Genomic DNA, 18,046 nt, shown 5'->3' with positions numbered 1-18,046 from the left:
CGATGTATGTAATTATTATTTTAAGTAAATAAAGTACTCCGAAGATGCCGCTGCATGTGTCGTTACCCTGAACCCGATGAGTTCAAGGTGGACGCGACGTATACTTGCTGGGTTTCCCACATGAAAGTGGGCATACACTCTAAATATACAGAACACATCCATAAGTTTAAGTATCGGCAGGGGAATAGACCCGCTGGCGAACACCTCAGAGTTGCCTTAAGTATAACGAATATCACACTGATGGCAACTCATACACCGCTACGAACTGTAAACAACTGGAGTAAGTGTTGATACTTTATTCAATTAAGTCGAGTTTAAACAAGTTCCGCAACGTCATCGATAATATTTGCCAGTAATCGTTCTGCGTGTGCATACTCTTGCAGTGTTTTATTCATCGACAACACTTCTTGCATTAACTCTAGTGCCACCATAATGATAATTTTACTGGGTTCTACCCGTGGCGCTTTACGGCGAAATTCATCATATTTATCATTTAAAAGCAGAGCTGCACGTTCAAGGTCGGCTTTTTCTTTTTCCGTTGTGACTAAACGAAAGCTATGACCTAAGACACGTAATTCAACAGTAATCGGTTCGCTCATGTTTAAACTTCCTCGCCAGCTTCAGTAGGGTGGGCAAGTTGTTGAATTTCTTGCGCGTGATGATCTTGCGCTGTGCCTAAAACAGCCAAACGTTGGATGATGGCTTCGACTTTGGCTTTAGCATGCTCATTTTTTTGTAACAATCTTTCACGTTCTTGCTGAAGTGCTTGGATTTCTTGCTGAGCTTGACGCTGATCATTGTTCATTTTTTCTTTAATTGCACGTAATTCATTACGCTCAGCCAAGATTTCCTGAAAGCGATTTTTTAAATCCGTACAACTTTTTTCCAAACGACTATAACGATCGGCTAAAGCAGTCGCATCAGTGTTCAAGTGTTGATATTGGGTCTGAGCGCTGCTTAATTGCTCAGTTAAATCATCAATTTGTTCTTGTTTCTGGGTAATTAAGCCATTTTTTTGCACAACTTGAGAACGGTGCTGTTCTTCAGCATCCAGTTTAGCTGCATTTAAAGTGCTATTTTCACTTTCAAAATGAGCAAGTCGCGTTTTTAAAACGCCAATATGCGCCTGTAGACGCTGTAATTCTTCTAACATATCGTGGTCGCACAGTGCTGCAAACAAAGGTAATATATAAGAAGTATAGAGATTGGATAAACGAATGCAAGACGATATTTCAGGTTGGTCAGAATGGCAGCCAAATTTTTCTAAAATTGAAGAGATTTCTAGCCCAAGTGAGTTACATGGTTTACTCACGGGTATCATTTGTGTAACTCAGGCACCGAGCCGTGAAGAGTGGCAACACATCCTCACGACTTTGGAAATTCCTGAGTTAAGCGAAGAAGCTTTGGCTTTGTTAGCCGATGAAGCAGAAGATGTCGCACATGCACTTTCTGACGATGAGTTGGACTATTTACCGTTACTTCCCGATGACACTCATACGCTGGCAGACCGTGTACAAGCTTTGGCGGATTGGTGCGCAGGCGTAGTGCTGGGCTTTGGTTTGGCGTCTGGTCATATTCGCCCAGATGAAATGGAACTGATCGAACATTTACAAGATGTCGCGGCAGTTGAGTTTGAAGAAACCGATGATGACGAAGAGGGTGAAGAGAGTTATCAAGAGTTATACGAGTTTGTACGTTTAATTCCTGTGAGCTTATCTGTAGGCCGCAAAAAGATTGCGGTTGATGAAAGTTCGCTGCTTAAACACTTTCATAACAAGCAACAAATCGATCGTTCTGTAACAGAAGCGAACAATGTTGTAGAAATGTTTACGCCGCATCGCCCAAGCTGATTGGCATAAGATTTGCTGCGCGTACATGATAGGTGCGCGTGGCACTTTTATTTTTTGGTATAAAAAAGACAGATCAAACATGAAACTAACGCAAGTGGATTTTCAGGAACGCCGTGATCGTTTGGCTGAACAAATGGGGCCGAACAGTATTGCCATTATTGCGACCAGTCCAGTGGCGATGCGTAATCGTGATGCAGACTATAAATATCGTACTGATAGCAGCTTTTTTTATCTGACAGGTTTTGCTGAGCCCGAAGCCGTAGCAGTCATTGAAACCTTTGCTGAAGATGATGAAGACGGTTATAGCTACAGTTTGTTCTGCCGTGAACGTGACCGCGAGATGGAAATCTGGAATGGTTATCGCGCAGGTGTGGATGGCGCGGTAGATGACTATGAAGCTGACGAAGCCTATGCGATAGATTTGTTAGATGAAGAAATCATTGAAAAACTCTTAAGCAAAGAAAAATTATTCTATCGTATTGGGCAACAGCCTGAATTTGATGCGCGTGTAGCAAAATGGATCACGACTGCCAATGGTGAGTCACGTCGTGGGACTGCTGCACCTGCACAATTGATACAGCTAGACCGTATTTTAGATGAAATGCGTTTGTTTAAATCAGCACAAGAAATTGCATTGATGCAAACAGCTTCAGATATTTCCGCACAAGCGCATACTCGTGCCATGCAAGCCGTTAAGCCAGGTATGATGGAATATGCTCTAGAAGCTGAGCTGAATTATGTATTTGGTCAAAATGGCTGTGTGCCGTCGTATAACAGCATTGTCGGTGGTGGTGAAAACGCTTGCATTTTGCACTATGTAGAGAATAACAAAGAGCTAAAAGATGGCGATTTGGTGTTGATCGATGCAGCGTGTGAATATGAATATTATGCTTCAGACATCACCCGTACTTTTCCTGTCAATGGAAAGTTCAGCCCTGAGCAAAAAGCACTTTATAATGTAGTGCTTGATGCACAACTTGCTGCCATTGATGCAGTGCGTGTAGGGAACTCGTATAAGGAACCACATAATGTTGCTGTGCGCATTTTAGTCCAAGGTCTACTTGATCTGGGTATTATGCAAGGTGATATTGAAGAGATAATCCAAAAGGAAAGTTTCCGTCAGTTTTATATGCATGGTACAGGACACTGGCTCGGTATGGACGTGCATGATGTGGGTTCATATAAGCAAGATGGTGTGTGGCGTGCCTATGAAGAAGGCATGGTCGTGACTGTTGAACCGGGCTTGTACATTGCACCTGATGATGAAACTGTCGATGCGAAATGGCGTGGTATTGGTATTCGTATTGAAGATGACATCGTAGCAACTAAAAACGGCCCACTGAATTTGACTGCGAAAGTGGTGAAGTCGGTAGAAGAGATTGAAGCGTTAATGGCGCGATAAATACAATTTACTGTATAAAAGCCGATCATGTGATCGGCTTTTATTTTTTATAAGGTATTTATTTTAAACAGAGTGAATTGTTAGCTTTAAAATCAGCACTGATTCGAGGAAGAGTCGATTTTATTATACTGTTATGTAGGTTTTAAATTGATTGTTTAAAATGCAATTTTTGAAAATACAGTCATCAATATCTCGTTTATTTTTATTAAAATCTCCAATAATCTCACCCCGAAATATAATATTTATTTGCCTGGTTTGAGTTAAATGATAGTTTTTTTAATACAATGCAGATATGGAAATAATATATTTAAAATCAATAGTATGAATCGTTTAAAAATTTATTTTTTGGTACTAATTATCCCCAGAATTTCATTGGATCCCAAATGTTCCAGAATGAATTTTAAATGCTCATGATCTTCTATGATTTGAACTGCATATTTTATTTTGATTAAGCATTCCTAAAATTAACAAAATATCCGTTATATGAAAGATCTGGTTTATGGACTTGATGGTATTCATAGCCAGCTTTAACTTGGCAGTTCCAAGGATTAAATAGCTTTGATGCAAAAAAAAGATTAAAAAATTATATCTCAAGTATAGATAAATTATAAAAAATGAATATAATGCCCACCTTCTGTAGATTTTGTCTCTTTATTATTTATTAATGTGACTCATGTCACAATGTCGGGTTGGTGTGAATAAAATTTATAAAGTAATTTGGAACGCTTCAATCGGTGCATGGGTTGCCGTTTCTGAGCTAGCAACAGCGAAAGGGCATTCGTCAACTCGTAGCAAAGCAGTTCTAAATTCTAGTACTGAATTAACCATAGTGAAAACAAAAAAAACGATTAATTTAAGTCTATTAGCTGCAGCTTTACTTGCACTTTCACCACAACTGTATGCTGTGAACGTTGGAAGTGGTAATGATGGAGCTGCAAATTCTGGGTCTATTGCTATTTCAGACTCAACAGACCCAAGTTGTCGTGCTGCTAATACCCATTTGCAAAATTCTATTGCAATCGGCTGTTCTGCTAGTGTTTCAGGTGGAACAGGAACCGTTGGTGGGATTGCCTTAGGCGATAATGCACGTGTCATCAATGATGGTATTGCAATTGGTCGTAATGCAAATGCAAATAGTGGCGATGACAAAGGTGGTGTTGCCATTGGTAATGACACTTGGGCGTGGGCGCACAGTGTTGCTATTGGCACAGGGGCTATTGCTGATCAAGCGCAAACAGATGTGGATAATGCATCAGTTGCGATTGGTGCAAAAGCCAATTCAGGTAATTCTGACGGTGGTGTTGCAATAGGTATTGCTTCTAAAATTGGTAATAATACTGGAGATACTGTCGCGATTGGCCGTAAGGCATCTGTTGAAGGTGGCGCTGAGAAGAGTTTAGCTCTAGGCTCAAACTCTTCTATTGCTGCTCATGCAAAAGAATCAACAGCTTTAGGCTTTGGTTCAAGAGTAGAAAAAAGTAATGGTATTGCTATTGGTAATGCCTCTAAAGTAACAAAAACGAATGCTGTCGCAATTGGTTCAAAATCAAATACCGATACTGATGCAACAAAAGAAACAGAAGCAACGATTGATGGCATAAAATTTGGGTCATTTGCTGGTGCTGCAAGTCAGGCGGGCGATCAAGTTTCTTTAGGATCTGCTGGAGCTGAACGTCAGCTTAAAAATGTTGCGGCTGGTCATATTAGTGCTACAAGTACTGATGGTATTAATGGTAGCCAACTTTACAGAACCAATGTGGTATTGGGTAATGTTGCAAATAGTGCTGCAGATATTATTGGTGGTGGCGTTACTGTAGGTGATAATGGCAAGTTAACTGGGCCATTTAATGTCGCTGGTAATGACTATACTTCTATCGCAGAAGCAATTGAAAAAAATGCTGGAGCTGGTACGAAAACTAGCGTTGTGGAAGGCGACAACATCACAGTTACCGATGTCACCAATGCAGACGGTAGCAAAGAATACAAAGTTGCGACGAAGAAAGATGTCAGCTTTGATTCTGTAAAGCTGGGCGATACGACGATTAACAATGCCGGCCTCAGTATTAAAGACGGTCCAAGCATTACGGCTCAAGGCATTGATGCAGGCAAGAAGAAAATCACCAATGTGGCGGATGGTGATATCAGCGCGTCTTCGAAAGACGCCATCAATGGCAGCCAATTAAACAGCACCAATCAAAATGTGACTAATTTGACCCAAACTGTGACCAAACAGGGTGAGCAAATTACTAGCAATACGGGTGATATTGCCAACTTGCAAAACCAAACTTGGAAAATCCAGGCGAATGGTGATGCTGCAAGTGCAGTAAAAGCCTCAGATACTGTTCAATTCTTGGATGGTGAAAACATTGAGATTAAGCGTGAAGCAAATAATCTGACTGTTGCAACGAAGAAAGATGTCAGCTTTGATTCTGTAAAGCTGGGCGATACGCTGATTAACAATGCCGGCCTCAGCATTAAAGACGGTCCAAGCATTACGGCTCAGGGCATTGATGCGGGCAAGAAGAAAATCACCAATGTTGCCAATGGCGATATTAAGAGTGATCCTAGCCAAAATAATGGACAGCACTTCCCTCTAAAGATAACGTAACTTTAATCTTTGGAGATCGAAATGGCTAAACGCTTCAATCCTGAATTTAAACAGCAAGCAATTGATTATGCACTTTCAAACTCACACGAGCCTATCGCTGCAATCGCCCAGAAATTAGGTGTGGGTTATTCAACCTTAGAAAAATGGATTCGTGAAGCCAATCCAGTGGGTTCAAGCAAACGTCAACTTTCACCAGAACAACAGCGGATCTTGGAATTAGAGAAAGAAGTCAAACAGCTCAGGGAAGCCAATGACATCTTAAAAAAAGCGCATGTGTACTTTCTAACAGATCATACCAAGAAAAGTACACGGTAATTCAAGATCTGGATGTGGATGAAGTCACCGTGTCTTCTGCCTGTAAATGCCTGGGTGTCAGCACTTCAGGCTATTATGCCTGGCGAAAACGTCAGGCCTATACAGCGCAGAAATATAAGGATTTAAAAGCCGTATATTGGCAGCATCATGCACGATTGGGTGCACCGTCATTGGTATATGACATGCATGATTTAGGTTACAGCATGAGCGAACGAACCGTTGGAAGAATGCTTAAAAAGCTTGGTTTACGTAGCAGGATTTCGCGTAAATACAAGCATACGACTGATTCAAACCATCGTTTGCCTACAGCACCAAATCTGTTGGATCGCCAATTTTCAGTCACTCAGCCGAATAAGGTGTGGACAACAGATATTACTTATATCCGTACCAAGCAAGGTTGGCTGTATTTATGTGTGATGTTAGATCTATTTAGTCGTCGTATAGTCGGTTGGCAAACTAGCCATCGAATAGATCGTCAATTGGTGTGTGATGCATTTAATTATGCAATGGCTCGTCAGGGTTATCCAATGGGCGTCATGGTCCATTCGGATCAAGGCTCACAGTACTGTAGTCGTGATTTTAGGGCGCTATTATTAACGAATAACTGTATTCAAAGTATGTCACGCAGGGGAAACTGTTGGGATAATGCAGTGACCGAAAGCTTATTCCATACATTGAAAGGTCATGTGATACATGGCAGTGTGTTCGCTACTCGAAAAGAGGCGAATGCTGTCTTGTTTGACTATATAGAGATTTATTACAATCGGGTCAGAAGGCATTCTGCAAACGGTTGGTTAAGCCCAGAAGCCTTTGAACAGAAATATTTCAAGAATTTAGAGGGATCGGTTGTCCACGATACTGTCTAGGATCACCCACATCAAATCTCTTGTGTGAAATAAAAGTTTAAGAAACTGTTATCTGCATAACTTTGGCAACAGGGCTCTTTACGGTGAAAGTACGTAAAAACATCCATTTCATTATAAAAAAGAAAATCTTTGAAGTAAGATAAATTAATTAATTTTGTAGTGTAAAAATAAAAAATATGGGTACTCGAATGACAGGAATGGTGTTTCCATTCCAAGGTGATATTAAAGAAGTAAAAGCTATTATTTATAAATGGATGCAGCATGAAGTTGAAATTATTGATTCATATACAAATATTCGTATACAAGAAATTGGTGGAAATTTCATTTTTGTTGATAATGTAGATATTTTTTATTCTGCTTACAATGATCCTGAGTTATGGCAAGAATTATTAGAAGATTTGCCTTTAAATGATTGGGTGATTTTTTTTGAATGTGTAGATAGTTGTGATGGTTATAGTTATTTGATTTATAAAAACAATATGGAGGTTAGAAGGGTTTCGCAGGAAGAAGATGAAGATTTGTACTTTGAAGGGGAGATACAAGACTTTGAAAAGGAATGGTTTAATTTTTCAATATATTATGAACGTGAATATTTAGAAAAGGGTAAATTAAAGAGAGAAAAAATAATAGATTACGATTCTTCATTTGACTTTACAGAAGACTATTTTAAGTACTATCACATTGCTTCAAAGAATCAGTCAATGTATCACACGGCCTTGGCTCGCAGATTGTTGGTTGAGCTATTCGAAAGCTATTTAGGTTTTGATGTCATTGATTGTGATTATAAAATTAAGCAATCGTTGATGATTGATTATAAAAAGATTCCTGCATATGACCGAATTTTAAAGTGTGCACAAAGTGGAGATGTGTTGACTCAGAATGAGCTTGGAAAGATGTATGAAAATGGGGAAGGGGTGATTCAGGATTATGCTCTAGCACAATATTGGTATCAACAAGCTGCTGATAAGAAAGATCAATTTGGGCAACTTAATTTAGGTCTACTCTATCTTGGTGGTAAAGGTGTGCAAAAAGATTATCTGCAAGCATTGTTTTGGATAAATAAATCCGTTGCTCAAGGCAATGCTGATGCACAAACTGTTCTTGGTGAAATGTATGAAAAGGGCAAAGGGGTTGAACAAAGTTTTATGGAAGCTTCAAATTTATATCGGAAAGCAGCAAAGCAAAGAAATGCTGTTGCACCTTATAAGCTTGGCTTGATGTATGAGTATGGAAATGGTTTCGATATAGATTTAAAAATTGCAAAACGTTGGTATTATCAAGCTGCTAGTAATTTTAATGAAGATGCGCAAAAACGGTTGAATGAGCTTCTATCAAGTTTGGAATAATTTGAATAATGCATCATTCTAGTTCAACTCCAACCAACAATTGCCTATTTCATTATAAAAAAGAAAATCTTTGATGTAATATAAATCCATTAAAACTTATAGGTATTTGAAGTTTTTGACTTTAGGTACGTCATAAAAAGGATAGAAGCATGCAACAAGAAGTCATCATAGTCGGTGGTGGTATGGTCGGACTCAGTCTGGCGTTGATGTTAGCCAAACAAAACATTGCGGTGAAGCTTTTAGAGGCGATCAAATATCCAAATTATGATGATGTAAACCTTGCGCCATACCATTCTAGTTTTGATGCGCGAAACAGCGCCTTGTCACGTCGGACAGTTCAAATTTACCAAGAACTGGGTTTATGGAGCGCGTTACAAGAACATGCAACACCTATTTTAGAAGTAAATATCACCGAACAAGGTAGCTTTGGTAAGGCGCGGCTTAAAGCAGAACAAGAAAAAGTCGAAAGCTTCGGGCAGGTCATCGAAAATGCATGGCTCGGTCGTGTGCTACTGACGGAAGTTCAAAAGCAACCATTCATTGAGCTGATTGATGGTGTACAAGTCACTCAACTGACCCAAGATGCTGATATGGCTTACATAGAAGCCAGTCGTGGAGAAGAACAACTGTCACTACAAACAAAACTTGTCATTGCTGCAGATGGACGTGATTCATTCTGCCGTAAAGCCTTAGGAATAGGCGCTTCGGAGCATGACTATGATCAAGTCGCTATTGTGACCACGGTACAAACCTCAAAACCGCACAACCATGTGGGTTTTGAGCGTTTTAGTAGCTTAGGGCCATTGGCACTATTACCGCTTCCAGGTGAATACCGTCGCTCCGTGGTTTGGCCTGTGAAAAAAGGCACAGAAGGTGAATGGTTGGGCGATGAAAATGATCAACATTTCTTAGATGCCTTACAAGACACTTATGGCGACCGTGCAGGAAAGTTTCAAAAAACAGGTAAGCGTTTTAGTTTTCCATTGTCACAAGTGCTAGCCGAAAAGCAGGCCGTAGGACGGGTGGTGTTAATGGGCAATGCCGCGCATACCATTCACCCCGTCGCGGGGCAAGGTTTTAACCTGTGTATGCGAGACGCACACGTCTTGGTACGTTATTTAACGGAGCAAATTGCGCAAAATGCCGACTTGGGCGATACTGAGATATTGCAAGCCTATGAGGCTTCACGTTTGACCGATCAACAACGCGTGATTAAGTTCTGTGATTCGGTGGTTCGAGGCTTTAGCAATAGCAATCCAATCTTAAAATTTATTCGTAATACTGGTTTGGTCGTGTTTGATACGATTCCAGGCATTAAACCACTCGTTGCCAACTATGCCATGGGGCTAAAAGCATGAGTCATGTTCAAACTGATGTTTTAGATGTCGTGATCATTGGTGGTGGTTTGGTGGGTGGACTGACTGCCTTGCTTTTGGCGCAAGGCGGTGTGCAAGCTACTGTACTGGATGCTGCACCTATTTTAGATGAACAAAAAACTTTGAGTGTTGCAAACCCACGCGTCTTGGCACTCAGTCAAGCGACGATACACTTGCTTAAAACCGTTGATGTCTGGGACAAGATTACCCGCCAGATGCCGTATAGCGGCATGCAGGTGTGGAATAAAAATGGCTATGGTGAAATTAACTTTGGTCATGCGTCCAAGCAGGAACCACAGGGCGAACAAGCACTCGGTTCCATGGTTGAGCCAAGTTTGCTCAATTTAGCCATTCAACAGCAGATGCTTGCTGTACTCAACGATTACCAAACTCAAGTTAAAGTTACCCGTGTTGAAGAAGGTGTTGGGCTGTGGTATATCCATTTGGCCGATGCTACGGTGTTGAAAACGAAACTGGTGATTGGTGCTGATGGTGCAAACTCTTTTGTACGAGAACAAGCATTTATCGATATCGATGTGCTGGATTACAAACAGGCTGGTTTAAGCTGTGCCATTCGTACAGCTCAGCCTCATCAACACGTTGCACGTCAGATTTTTTTAGAAACGGGGCCTTTGGCATTTTTACCAATGGCGAGTTTAAAACCAGAGCAAGCAGGGCATTGGCAGTCTATCGTATGGACGCTCCCCGATGATTATGCAGAAGAATATGCTGCACTTTCAGATGCTGAATTTACCCAGCTGTTAACGCGAGAAAGTCATCACATGTTAGGCGAAGTGTTGGAAGCGACACCGCGTGCCACTTTCCCACTCAAAGCACGTGCTGCACAGCAATATGTTAAAGCGGGCTTGGCTTTAATTGGTGATGCAGCTCATGTGATTCATCCCTTAGCAGGGCAGGGGGTGAATATTGGTTGTCTTGATGCGGCTGTACTGTGTGATGTATTACTACATGATCTAGCACGTGGCGTGTGGGCACATGAGCAAACACTGAAGCGTTATGAACACTGCCGTAAAGGACAAAATGATGCCATGATGCATAGCATGTCTGCCATCGGTTGGATTGAAACCACACAACTCTTTCCTGTGGTATGGGCGCGAAACTTTGGTTTGAAACAGGTTGAAAAACTGCCTGTATTAAAAGATGCTTTTATGGCACAGGCCAATGGTTTAAGGTTGCTCAAAGAGACGCGTTATGCTGTCTAAGAAAGGAAGTGTTAATTTTTAGCCAGTCGTAAAATAAGATTACGATTTTGATTAAAAAAGATACGATTTTCCATTGAATAAGACTATGCGAAAGGCTGAGAGCTTGTTAAATTTCAACATAATTGGAAACCAGTAATTCATGGGAACCTAAAATGTCATTTGTGGGGAGATTAAGATGACTGATTCAAATGATTATGATGATGTAGAAGACTCAGCAGTCGACGAAGACGAAGCTCAAGCAGCGGAAAAAGGCGCATCAGATTCTTCTGATAATGCTGCAAGCGATGGTGATGTTGCCGAAGCTGAAACACTGACGGTGACTGCAAAATTAAAACAACGCCAAGCACTTGAAGACGAAGTTGCGGCATTCCTTGCTCGCGGTGGCCGAATTACTGAAGTGCCAACAGATGAGTCTGCGAAAGACTAAGAGTTAAAAACACCACGCCTGACGTGGTGTTTTTTATTGTGTTTTTAAAACTGATGTACAAATCACTTGTGCTTGAATGAGTCCTGTAATAGTCGTGATTTGTTGTGTTATAGGGATGGCAGCAAAGGACTACTTTTTCAATAGACAGACTATGCCTGTGATGATCGCGCCAACTGTGGCTAAAAGCATGTCTTGATGCGCGTCCCAAATATCACCTTGTTGCCCATTGTAGTTTTCAGCATCTTCAGGTGATAAGCCCATCGCAATAAACCATTCAATCCATTCGTAAATAAGGCTACTTGCCATTACAAATTGAATGACCAGCAAGAATAGGGTGAGTCTAGAAAGTTGGGGTAACCACACTTGAAACAGACGATAGAAAAATGGGTAGAGCAGTAGACCGTACGCTAAATGTACAAAGCGATCATACATATTCCGCGTCCAACCTAAACTCTGGTTGAGGTCTAGGTTTAAATACTGCATTGACCATTCATTATAGGGTACATAAGAATATAGATAATGCGCACCGAGTATATGAATCAGCAAAAACCCAATATAAAGCATAAAGCTGATTAAGCTGAGCCCCATTTTATAAAGACAAATGATCAGCGTAACCAACATGAATACAGTTCCAACCTGATGCAAAATATAAGAGCTGAGTTCAAGGGGATGGATCGATGCGAAAGCAATGGCGACAGCGAGTACAATGAGCGCAATCCAATGCGGTTTTTTCAGTTGATAGTCAAAGTAAGCTTTCGTTGTTGTACTTTTCAGGATTGTCATCATTTTTATTAGTTTTTCAATTATGCATCTAGGATATTCTTGTTTGCATTATAGATAAAAAAGCGAAGCCGAAGCTCCGCTTTTTTTTCAGTTTCTAAAAATTAGATTTTAGAAATTAAGTCAGCAACTTGTTTTGCTTGTTCAGCTGCATTACCTGTATAGGTTGCAGGTGTCATTTCCGCTAAACGTGCACGGTCAGCAGCAGGAACAGCTTCAAGTTCATTACCATTGACGAAGTCCACCATCATGTCACGTGTCATGGCTTGACCACGAGTTAATGCTTTTAGTTTTTCGTATGGTTTTTCAACGTTGTAACGACGCATGACGGTTTGAATTGGTTCAGCTAGAACTTCTTGCGCATTGTTCAAGTCTTCATCAATACGTGCAGCATTGAGTTCAAGTTTACCAATGCCTTTTGAACAAGCTTCAAAAGCAATCAAGCTTTGTGCAAAACCAACACCCATGTTACGTAGTACAGTTGAGTCCGTTAGGTCACGCTGCCAGCGCGAAATTGGAAGTTTTTCGCCAAGGTGTGCCAGTACAGCATTGGCTAAGCCTAAGTTGCCTTCTGAGTTTTCGAAGTCAATAGGGTTTACTTTGTGTGGCATCGTTGAAGAACCCACTTCGCCATCTTTGAGTTTTTGTTTGAAGAAACCTAAAGAGATGTAGCCCCAAACGTCACGGTTAAAGTCGATCAAAATCGTATTGAAACGACGTAAAGCATCAAATAGTTCCGCCATGTAGTCATGCGGCTCGATTTGAGTGGTGTATGGGTTAAAGCTTAGGCCTAAAGACTCAACGAAAGCTTGTGAGTGTGCAGGCCAGTTGATGTCTGGGTAAGCAGAAAGGTGAGCGTTATAGTTACCTACTGCACCGTTAATTTTGCCTAAAAGCTCAACTTGTTTGAATTGTTTGATTTGGCGCGCAAGACGATAAGCTACGTTTGCCATTTCTTTACCCAAAGTGGTTGGGCTTGCCGTCTGACCATGTGTACGAGACAACATAGGTTGGTCAGCATGCTTTTCAGACAATGCCACGATTGAGTCAATGATTTGCTGCATAGATGCAACCAATACATCACGACCACTTTTCAGCATTAATGCATGAGACAAGTTGTTGATGTCTTCAGAGGTACACGCAAAATGGATGAATTCACCCGCATTTTTAAGCTCTTCGATGCCTTCAATTTTTTCTTTCAGGAAGTACTCAACCGCTTTGACGTCATGGTTTGTAGTACGTTCGATGTCTTTAATACGGTTGGCATCGTTTTCAGAAAAGTCAGCAACAATTGCATCAAGTGCAGCATTGGTCTCAGCACTGAAAGCAGGCACTTCAGTGATTTCTGGACGGTTTGCAAGCGCTTGTAACCAACGCACTTCAACAGTCACACGAGCATGGATTAAACCAAACTCAGAGAGGAAAGGACGAAGCGCATCACATTTGCTAGCGTAGCGTCCATCTAATGGAGAAAGTGCGGTTAAAGCGTTCATAGCGATTCCTTAAACTTTGGAATTAAACGTAAAACTAAAAAGCCCGTCGATCATGTGTTAAATCACCTGATACTGTAAACGAGCGAGATCTTGAATATCTTTGAGCAATTTGCGTTTACTAAACACCATGCCCCATGAACTTCCACCGAGCTGACGCCATAAATGTGCCATTTGTAAGCCAGTGAAGAGGGAAGCTCGAATGCGGTTGGTATGCGATGAGTCTTTAAATGCTTCTGCATTACCTCGCACCATAATGCGTGGGTTAATTTGCCCAGCAGTGTCGACATAGGTTTGTGCGAGGTTGGCAATGATGCTTGGGTGTAAATAGTTATTATCGAAAAAAGAAAGCTGTCTTAAGATTTTTTGTTGGGACTGTTCAATAATTTCAACGAATTTGGGGTTGCTATACACTTTCTTTTCGAGTTGTAAGAGTGCCATGGCATAGGTCATGGGAAGTTTAGCGGTGGATAATTTGGGAATTCGAGTTTTGGGTGAGGTATTAAAGGGCTGGGTAATGCTACTTTCTAAGGTTTTCAGTCCTAAGGAGATGTCCGCCAGTTGATGAAAGAAGTCTAAAGTTTGTCCACTTTGGTTGCCCTTCGGTCGGATATTTAAACTGGCTTTAATCAATTGCTCTAAATAGAAGTTACCGCTTTCCCCAATACTTTGCTGACCGCTTAAGGCGGTCATATGCGTTAGTTGCGCGGACTGAAAAACAGCCGCCAACGCCAAAGCTCGGTTTTGGCGTTCGTTCAAAGTTTGAGGCTGTTGAAACGGTAACTCAGCCATGTCTTAAAATCCTTTAAATAAAATCAGGTTTAGGAGCATTGGTATGATGAATCACGCCACCGCCTAAACAAACTTCACCTGAGTAGAATACGACACTCTGACCCGGAGTCACGGCACGTTGGGGTTCATCGAACTCAACACGTACGCCACCTGGGGTAGTCGGATCATTAAAGATCACACAATCTTGGTCATCTTGGCGATAGCGCGTCCGTGAGGTACAACGGAAACCTGTTTCAGGAATCTGCATTTCACCTGCGACCCAGTCAATCGTTTCACTCCAAAGTGTAGTACTTTGCATCAGTGGATGTTCATGACCTTGACCAATCACCAAACGGTTGTTTTCAATATCTTTATGTAGAACGAACCATGCGCCTTCAGCCACACCTTTCAAACCACCAATACCAATACCACCGCGTTGACCGAGCGTATAGTACATTAAGCCGTGATGTTCACCAACCTCTTTGCCATCATCTAAGACGATTTTTCCAGCTTGTGCAGGTAAGTATTGTTTTAAGAAGTCATTAAAACGACGTTCACCAATAAAACAGATGCCTGTTGAGTCTTTTTTCTTCGCCGTGACTAAGTCATATTGTTCCGCAATTTTACGTACTTCAGGCTTTTCAATTTCACCGACAGGGAACAACGTCTTATTAATTTCACGGCCATGCACAGCATGTAAGAAATAGGTCTGGTCTTTGTTTTTATCTAAACCACGCAGTAAAGGTGCGTATTCCTCACCTTTAGAGTTGGTCATAGTTTCGCCGCGACGTGCATAGTGACCAGTCGCAATAAAGTCTGCGCCCAGTTGCATAGCATGATCTAAGAACGCACGAAATTTGATTTCTTTATTACATAAAATATCTGGGTTTGGAGTACGGCCTGCAGCATATTCCGCTAAGAAATGCTCAAATACACGATCCCAATATTCCATAGCAAAGTTAGCGGTGTGTAGCTTAATCCCTAGTTTGTCACAGACCGCTTGAGCATCGGCTAAGTCTTCCATAGCTGTGCAGTATTCCGTACCGTCATCTTCTTCCCAGTTCTTCATGAAAAGACCTTCAACTTGATAACCTTGTTGAAGAAGAAGAGCAGCAGAAACAGATGAATCTACACCACCCGACATACCGACGATGACACGTTGTTGCATAGGACTAGGCATCCAAACTTGAAATAAGGGGAGAATTTTGGTGCTCATAAACGAGCGATAAAGGATATTTTTGACCCGCAAGTGCGTCTTGAACCGCTTTAATCACCAATGGACTACGTGCACGAGCCGTTTCGAGTAGTTCATCCAAAGTCATCCATACTGCACCCACGATACCTGTATCGAGTTCAGCGGTTGGACTGTGATGAAGTGACTGCGCTAAAAAGCAGAAACGATAATACGTGCGGTCTGGAAACATAGGTGGTGTATAGGTATAAATGCCCAATAACGCATCTATAGACACTTCATGTCCAGTTTCTTCCATAGTTTCACGAATGGCAGCTTCGATGAGTGTTTCACCTGATTCAACATGGCCTGCAGGCTGGTTAAATACAGTGTGTGTCACACCCGCAGTATGCTCTTCTACAAATAGAAATTTTCCGTCTTTTTCAACAACAGTTGCGACGGTGACGTGAGCTGTCCAAGCGGTCATATAAAAGCACCATGGGGTAAAAGGGCTATTCTACAAAATTTAGGCGGTGGTGGCTATGGAGATTTGCTTTGGTTTGAGAAGTGTTGGGAAGTGGTTAAGAAAATAAAAAATGACAAAAGGGCGCTTGTAAGGTAACACCACATAGACATTAGGCAGCATCGACAAAATATCATGAGGCAGAATACAAGCCAAGCGAGTGCTGAAACTGGGTTGGACTAGGGGAAATTTATCGTTTAAATATTTGTCTAACCCAATTTTCCAATTAACTCCACCAATATCTAAGTATATGAAAGAAAATAGGTGCAGAAAAGCAAATAGAATCAATGCGGTCAAGCATTCCGCCATGGCCATGAATGAGTTGCCCCCAATCCTTAACACCACGATCACGTTTAATCGCAGACATAACGAGGCCGCCAAAAAAGCCAAAGATACAAACAACCAATCCAATACAAGCAGCTTGAACATAGCTAAACGGCGTTAACCAAGCCATTGCAGTCCCTAAAGCTGTGGCTAAGAAAATACCACCGAGTAGGCCTTCGACTGTTTTTGATGGGGATAAAACGGGTGCAACTTTGTGTTTACCAAATAATTTTCCACACACATACTGCAACACATCAGAGGCTTGAACCACCATAATTAACCAAATGGCTAGCCAAATTGGTTCACCTTTAAACTCTGGGAGTTTCAAATTCAACAATGCTGGAACATGTGAAATACAGAATACGCTGACCATGAGTCCCCATTGAATTTTTGAACTACGTTCTAGAAAATGGGTGGTGTCTTCTTGTTTTAAGCTGGCAATAGGAATTAATAAAAATACATAGAGTGGAATAAAGATTGAATACAGCCCATACCAGTCGGTATAAATCAAATAATATTGATAGGGAATAACAAAATAGAATGCAATCAGTAATGGAAAATAATCGCCCCGTCTGGTCGGCAGTAAGCTAATGAACTCACGTAGGGCAAACAAAGAGATAATTCCAAATAATACAATAAATGCGGTTTTTCCCAGTAAAATTGCAGCAGCAATCACGATGAGCATGACCCACCATGCATTGATACGTGCATTTAAGTTATCGATAACTGGTGAAGATTGAGAACCTGCTTTTTGTTTGAGAATAAAACCAACAGTTGAAGCAAAAACTAAAATGCCTGCAAAAATAGCAAATAGGACATAGGTTTTATTAAGGTTGTCTAACATCATTGATTTTCAACCTCTTTTAATTTTAATAATTGTTTTTGCGCATAATCTATAAAGATGTCCTTATGCATGTCTAAATGTTGTTCTAAAGGGCAACCAAAACAAACTGTAGAAAGTAACGGTAGAGGGATAAATGCACCTTTGGGCATAACTCGTCTTAAATTTGAAATCCAAACGGGAACAATTTCAATGTCTGGAAACTGTTTGTGCAAATTATATAAGCCACTTTTGAAGGGTAGTAATTCAATATCATCATTTAGATTGCGAGTACCTTCAGGGAAAAAGATAATCGAGTAACCTTGTTCAAGTGCATCTTTAACGGGTTGTAATGGATCAGTATGATCATCTCGGTTGCGTTGAATCGTTATACCATTGAAGGTATCTCTAATAAGGAATTGGCGAAAGCCATCTTTCAGCCAATAATCAGAAGCAGCCACAGGCTTGGTTTTCCGTCGCATGATTGTCGGCAAAGATGACCACAGTAGTATAAAGTCGATATGGCTATTGTGGTTGGCGTAATAAATACGCTGTTTGGGCACAGGCTGGCAACCGATCCATAAACTACGTGTACCCGTTAGCATACGCGCTCCACGCCGTGTAAAAAATGCAATTAAACGGGCAATAGAATGAGTCGCAAAATGACTTTGAGTTTGCTCTAAAGCTGTTTTTTTTTCGTTTTGAAGCGGAGTTTTATTCATTGCATAAACCAATCTTATCAATAATTTCAATG

At 41.1% G+C, this 18,046-nt stretch carries 17 protein-coding genes and 1 other RNA gene; 8 read left to right on the top strand and 10 right to left on the bottom strand.

Translation table 11 applies throughout. The features are described 5' to 3' along the window. Positions 1-31: 31 nt before the first annotated feature. The 3 genes from ssrS to AC4CU3_RS02785 form a co-directional block, all read right to left on the bottom strand. A non-coding RNA gene (gene ssrS / locus AC4CU3_RS02795) (6S RNA) lies at positions 32-215 on the bottom strand. A gap of 99 nt (positions 216-314) precedes the next feature. Next, a complete protein-coding gene (locus AC4CU3_RS02790) occupies positions 315-599 on the bottom strand; it encodes a cell division protein ZapA (RefSeq protein WP_004694243.1) in 285 nt (94 codons plus the stop codon). Positions 600-601: 2 nt separating this feature from the next. Then, on the bottom strand, positions 602-1,153 hold the full coding sequence (locus AC4CU3_RS02785) for a hypothetical protein (protein ID WP_279043514.1): 552 nt from the start codon (positions 1,151-1,153) through the stop codon (positions 602-604). A gap of 64 nt (positions 1,154-1,217) precedes the next feature. On the opposite strand from AC4CU3_RS02785, the gene AC4CU3_RS02780 reads away from it, so the two are divergent. From AC4CU3_RS02780 to AC4CU3_RS02745, 8 genes are all read left to right on the top strand, one after another. Further along, positions 1,218-1,850 (top strand): UPF0149 family protein, encoded by a 633-nt coding sequence (locus AC4CU3_RS02780; RefSeq protein WP_218287997.1) that lies wholly within the window; start codon positions 1,218-1,220, stop codon positions 1,848-1,850. A gap of 79 nt (positions 1,851-1,929) precedes the next feature. Continuing rightward, entirely contained in the window at positions 1,930-3,252 is a 1,323-nt protein-coding gene (gene pepP / locus AC4CU3_RS02775; RefSeq protein ID WP_279043517.1) for a Xaa-Pro aminopeptidase, read from the top strand. Between the two features lie 673 nt (positions 3,253-3,925). Continuing rightward, positions 3,926-5,860 carry an ESPR-type extended signal peptide-containing protein gene (locus tag AC4CU3_RS02770; protein ID WP_279043519.1) on the top strand — a complete coding sequence of 645 codons (1,935 nt, stop codon included), beginning with the start codon at positions 3,926-3,928 and terminating at the stop codon, positions 5,858-5,860. Between the two features lie 21 nt (positions 5,861-5,881). Continuing rightward, a protein-coding gene (locus AC4CU3_RS02765; RefSeq protein WP_490737979.1) for an IS3 family transposase occupies positions 5,882-7,041 on the top strand; the annotation gives its coding sequence in 2 pieces (ribosomal slippage) (positions 5,882-6,116 and positions 6,116-7,041; 1,161 coding nt in all). Positions 7,042-7,229: 188 nt separating this feature from the next. After that, a complete protein-coding gene (locus tag AC4CU3_RS02760) occupies positions 7,230-8,387 on the top strand; it encodes a tetratricopeptide repeat protein (RefSeq protein WP_279043523.1) in 1,158 nt (385 codons plus the stop codon). A 149-nt stretch (positions 8,388-8,536) separates the two neighbouring features. Then, on the top strand, positions 8,537-9,745 hold the full coding sequence (ubiH, locus tag AC4CU3_RS02755) for a 2-octaprenyl-6-methoxyphenyl hydroxylase (RefSeq protein ID WP_279043525.1): 1,209 nt from the start codon (positions 8,537-8,539) through the stop codon (positions 9,743-9,745). Then, positions 9,742-10,986 (top strand): FAD-dependent monooxygenase, encoded by a 1,245-nt coding sequence (locus AC4CU3_RS02750; protein ID WP_490737978.1) that lies wholly within the window; start codon positions 9,742-9,744, stop codon positions 10,984-10,986. Before ubiH ends, AC4CU3_RS02750 begins: the two co-directional genes overlap by 4 nt. 175 nt (positions 10,987-11,161) lie before the next feature. Further along, positions 11,162-11,413: a hypothetical protein gene (locus AC4CU3_RS02745; protein ID WP_004694228.1), complete on the top strand. Its 252-nt coding sequence runs from the start codon at positions 11,162-11,164 to the stop codon at positions 11,411-11,413. A gap of 129 nt (positions 11,414-11,542) precedes the next feature. On the opposite strand, the gene AC4CU3_RS02740 is transcribed toward AC4CU3_RS02745, so the two are convergent. The 7 genes from AC4CU3_RS02740 to AC4CU3_RS02710 all read right to left on the bottom strand — a co-directional run bounded on the left by AC4CU3_RS02740 (position 11,543) and on the right by AC4CU3_RS02710 (position 18,014). Beyond that, positions 11,543-12,199, bottom strand: coding sequence for a DUF2238 domain-containing protein (locus AC4CU3_RS02740; RefSeq protein WP_279043529.1), 657 nt, complete (start codon positions 12,197-12,199; stop codon positions 11,543-11,545). Between the two features lie 98 nt (positions 12,200-12,297). Next, entirely contained in the window at positions 12,298-13,686 is a 1,389-nt protein-coding gene (gene purB, locus AC4CU3_RS02735) for an adenylosuccinate lyase (RefSeq protein WP_078389641.1), read from the bottom strand. A 57-nt stretch (positions 13,687-13,743) separates the two neighbouring features. Next, on the bottom strand, positions 13,744-14,475 hold the full coding sequence (gene hflD / locus AC4CU3_RS02730; RefSeq protein WP_004980842.1) for a high frequency lysogenization protein HflD: 732 nt from the start codon (positions 14,473-14,475) through the stop codon (positions 13,744-13,746). A gap of 13 nt (positions 14,476-14,488) precedes the next feature. Continuing rightward, the gene (gene mnmA, locus AC4CU3_RS02725; RefSeq protein WP_005399800.1) at positions 14,489-15,622 is read right to left on the bottom strand and encodes a tRNA 2-thiouridine(34) synthase MnmA; all 1,134 of its coding nucleotides are present in this window, start codon (positions 15,620-15,622) and stop codon (positions 14,489-14,491) included. A 4-nt stretch (positions 15,623-15,626) separates the two neighbouring features. After that, entirely contained in the window at positions 15,627-16,112 is a 486-nt protein-coding gene (locus AC4CU3_RS02720) for an NUDIX hydrolase (RefSeq protein WP_005399799.1), read from the bottom strand. Positions 16,113-16,374: 262 nt separating this feature from the next. After that, complete coding sequence (locus AC4CU3_RS02715; RefSeq protein ID WP_039889734.1) at positions 16,375-17,319, bottom strand: phosphatidate cytidylyltransferase; 945 nt, start codon at positions 17,317-17,319, stop codon at positions 16,375-16,377. Then, positions 17,316-18,014 (bottom strand): lysophospholipid acyltransferase family protein, encoded by a 699-nt coding sequence (locus AC4CU3_RS02710; protein WP_114836851.1) that lies wholly within the window; start codon positions 18,012-18,014, stop codon positions 17,316-17,318. Before AC4CU3_RS02710 ends, AC4CU3_RS02715 begins: the two co-directional genes overlap by 4 nt. Between the last annotated feature and the right edge of the window lie 32 nt (positions 18,015-18,046).

This window comes from Acinetobacter sp. 802_lipA (assembly GCF_058242885.1).
Note: the sequence above shows the minus strand (reverse complement) of the source record. Positions and strands in the feature narration are given on the sequence as shown.

What these genes read in the sequence shown, in the direction of transcription:
- AC4CU3_RS02790 (WP_004694243.1), bottom strand. Translation starts at nt 599, where the DNA reads ATGAGCGAACCGATTACTGTTGAATTACGTGTCTTAGGTCATAGCTTT.
- AC4CU3_RS02785 (WP_279043514.1), bottom strand. Translation starts at nt 1,153, where the DNA reads ATGTTAGAAGAATTACAGCGTCTACAGGCGCATATTGGCGTTTTAAAA.
- AC4CU3_RS02780 (WP_218287997.1), top strand. Translation starts at nt 1,218, where the DNA reads ATGCAAGACGATATTTCAGGTTGGTCAGAATGGCAGCCAAATTTTTCT.
- pepP (WP_279043517.1), top strand. Translation starts at nt 1,930, where the DNA reads ATGAAACTAACGCAAGTGGATTTTCAGGAACGCCGTGATCGTTTGGCT.
- AC4CU3_RS02770 (WP_279043519.1), top strand. Translation starts at nt 3,926, where the DNA reads ATGTCACAATGTCGGGTTGGTGTGAATAAAATTTATAAAGTAATTTGG.
- AC4CU3_RS02760 (WP_279043523.1), top strand. Translation starts at nt 7,230, where the DNA reads ATGACAGGAATGGTGTTTCCATTCCAAGGTGATATTAAAGAAGTAAAA.
- ubiH (WP_279043525.1), top strand. Translation starts at nt 8,537, where the DNA reads ATGCAACAAGAAGTCATCATAGTCGGTGGTGGTATGGTCGGACTCAGT.
- AC4CU3_RS02750 (WP_490737978.1), top strand. Translation starts at nt 9,742, where the DNA reads ATGAGTCATGTTCAAACTGATGTTTTAGATGTCGTGATCATTGGTGGT.
- AC4CU3_RS02745 (WP_004694228.1), top strand. Translation starts at nt 11,162, where the DNA reads ATGACTGATTCAAATGATTATGATGATGTAGAAGACTCAGCAGTCGAC.
- AC4CU3_RS02740 (WP_279043529.1), bottom strand. Translation starts at nt 12,199, where the DNA reads ATGATGACAATCCTGAAAAGTACAACAACGAAAGCTTACTTTGACTAT.
- purB (WP_078389641.1), bottom strand. Translation starts at nt 13,686, where the DNA reads ATGAACGCTTTAACCGCACTTTCTCCATTAGATGGACGCTACGCTAGC.
- hflD (WP_004980842.1), bottom strand. Translation starts at nt 14,475, where the DNA reads ATGGCTGAGTTACCGTTTCAACAGCCTCAAACTTTGAACGAACGCCAA.
- mnmA (WP_005399800.1), bottom strand. Translation starts at nt 15,622, where the DNA reads ATGCAACAACGTGTCATCGTCGGTATGTCGGGTGGTGTAGATTCATCT.
- AC4CU3_RS02720 (WP_005399799.1), bottom strand. Translation starts at nt 16,112, where the DNA reads ATGACCGCTTGGACAGCTCACGTCACCGTCGCAACTGTTGTTGAAAAA.
- AC4CU3_RS02715 (WP_039889734.1), bottom strand. Translation starts at nt 17,319, where the DNA reads ATGATGTTAGACAACCTTAATAAAACCTATGTCCTATTTGCTATTTTT.
- AC4CU3_RS02710 (WP_114836851.1), bottom strand. Translation starts at nt 18,014, where the DNA reads ATGAATAAAACTCCGCTTCAAAACGAAAAAAAAACAGCTTTAGAGCAA.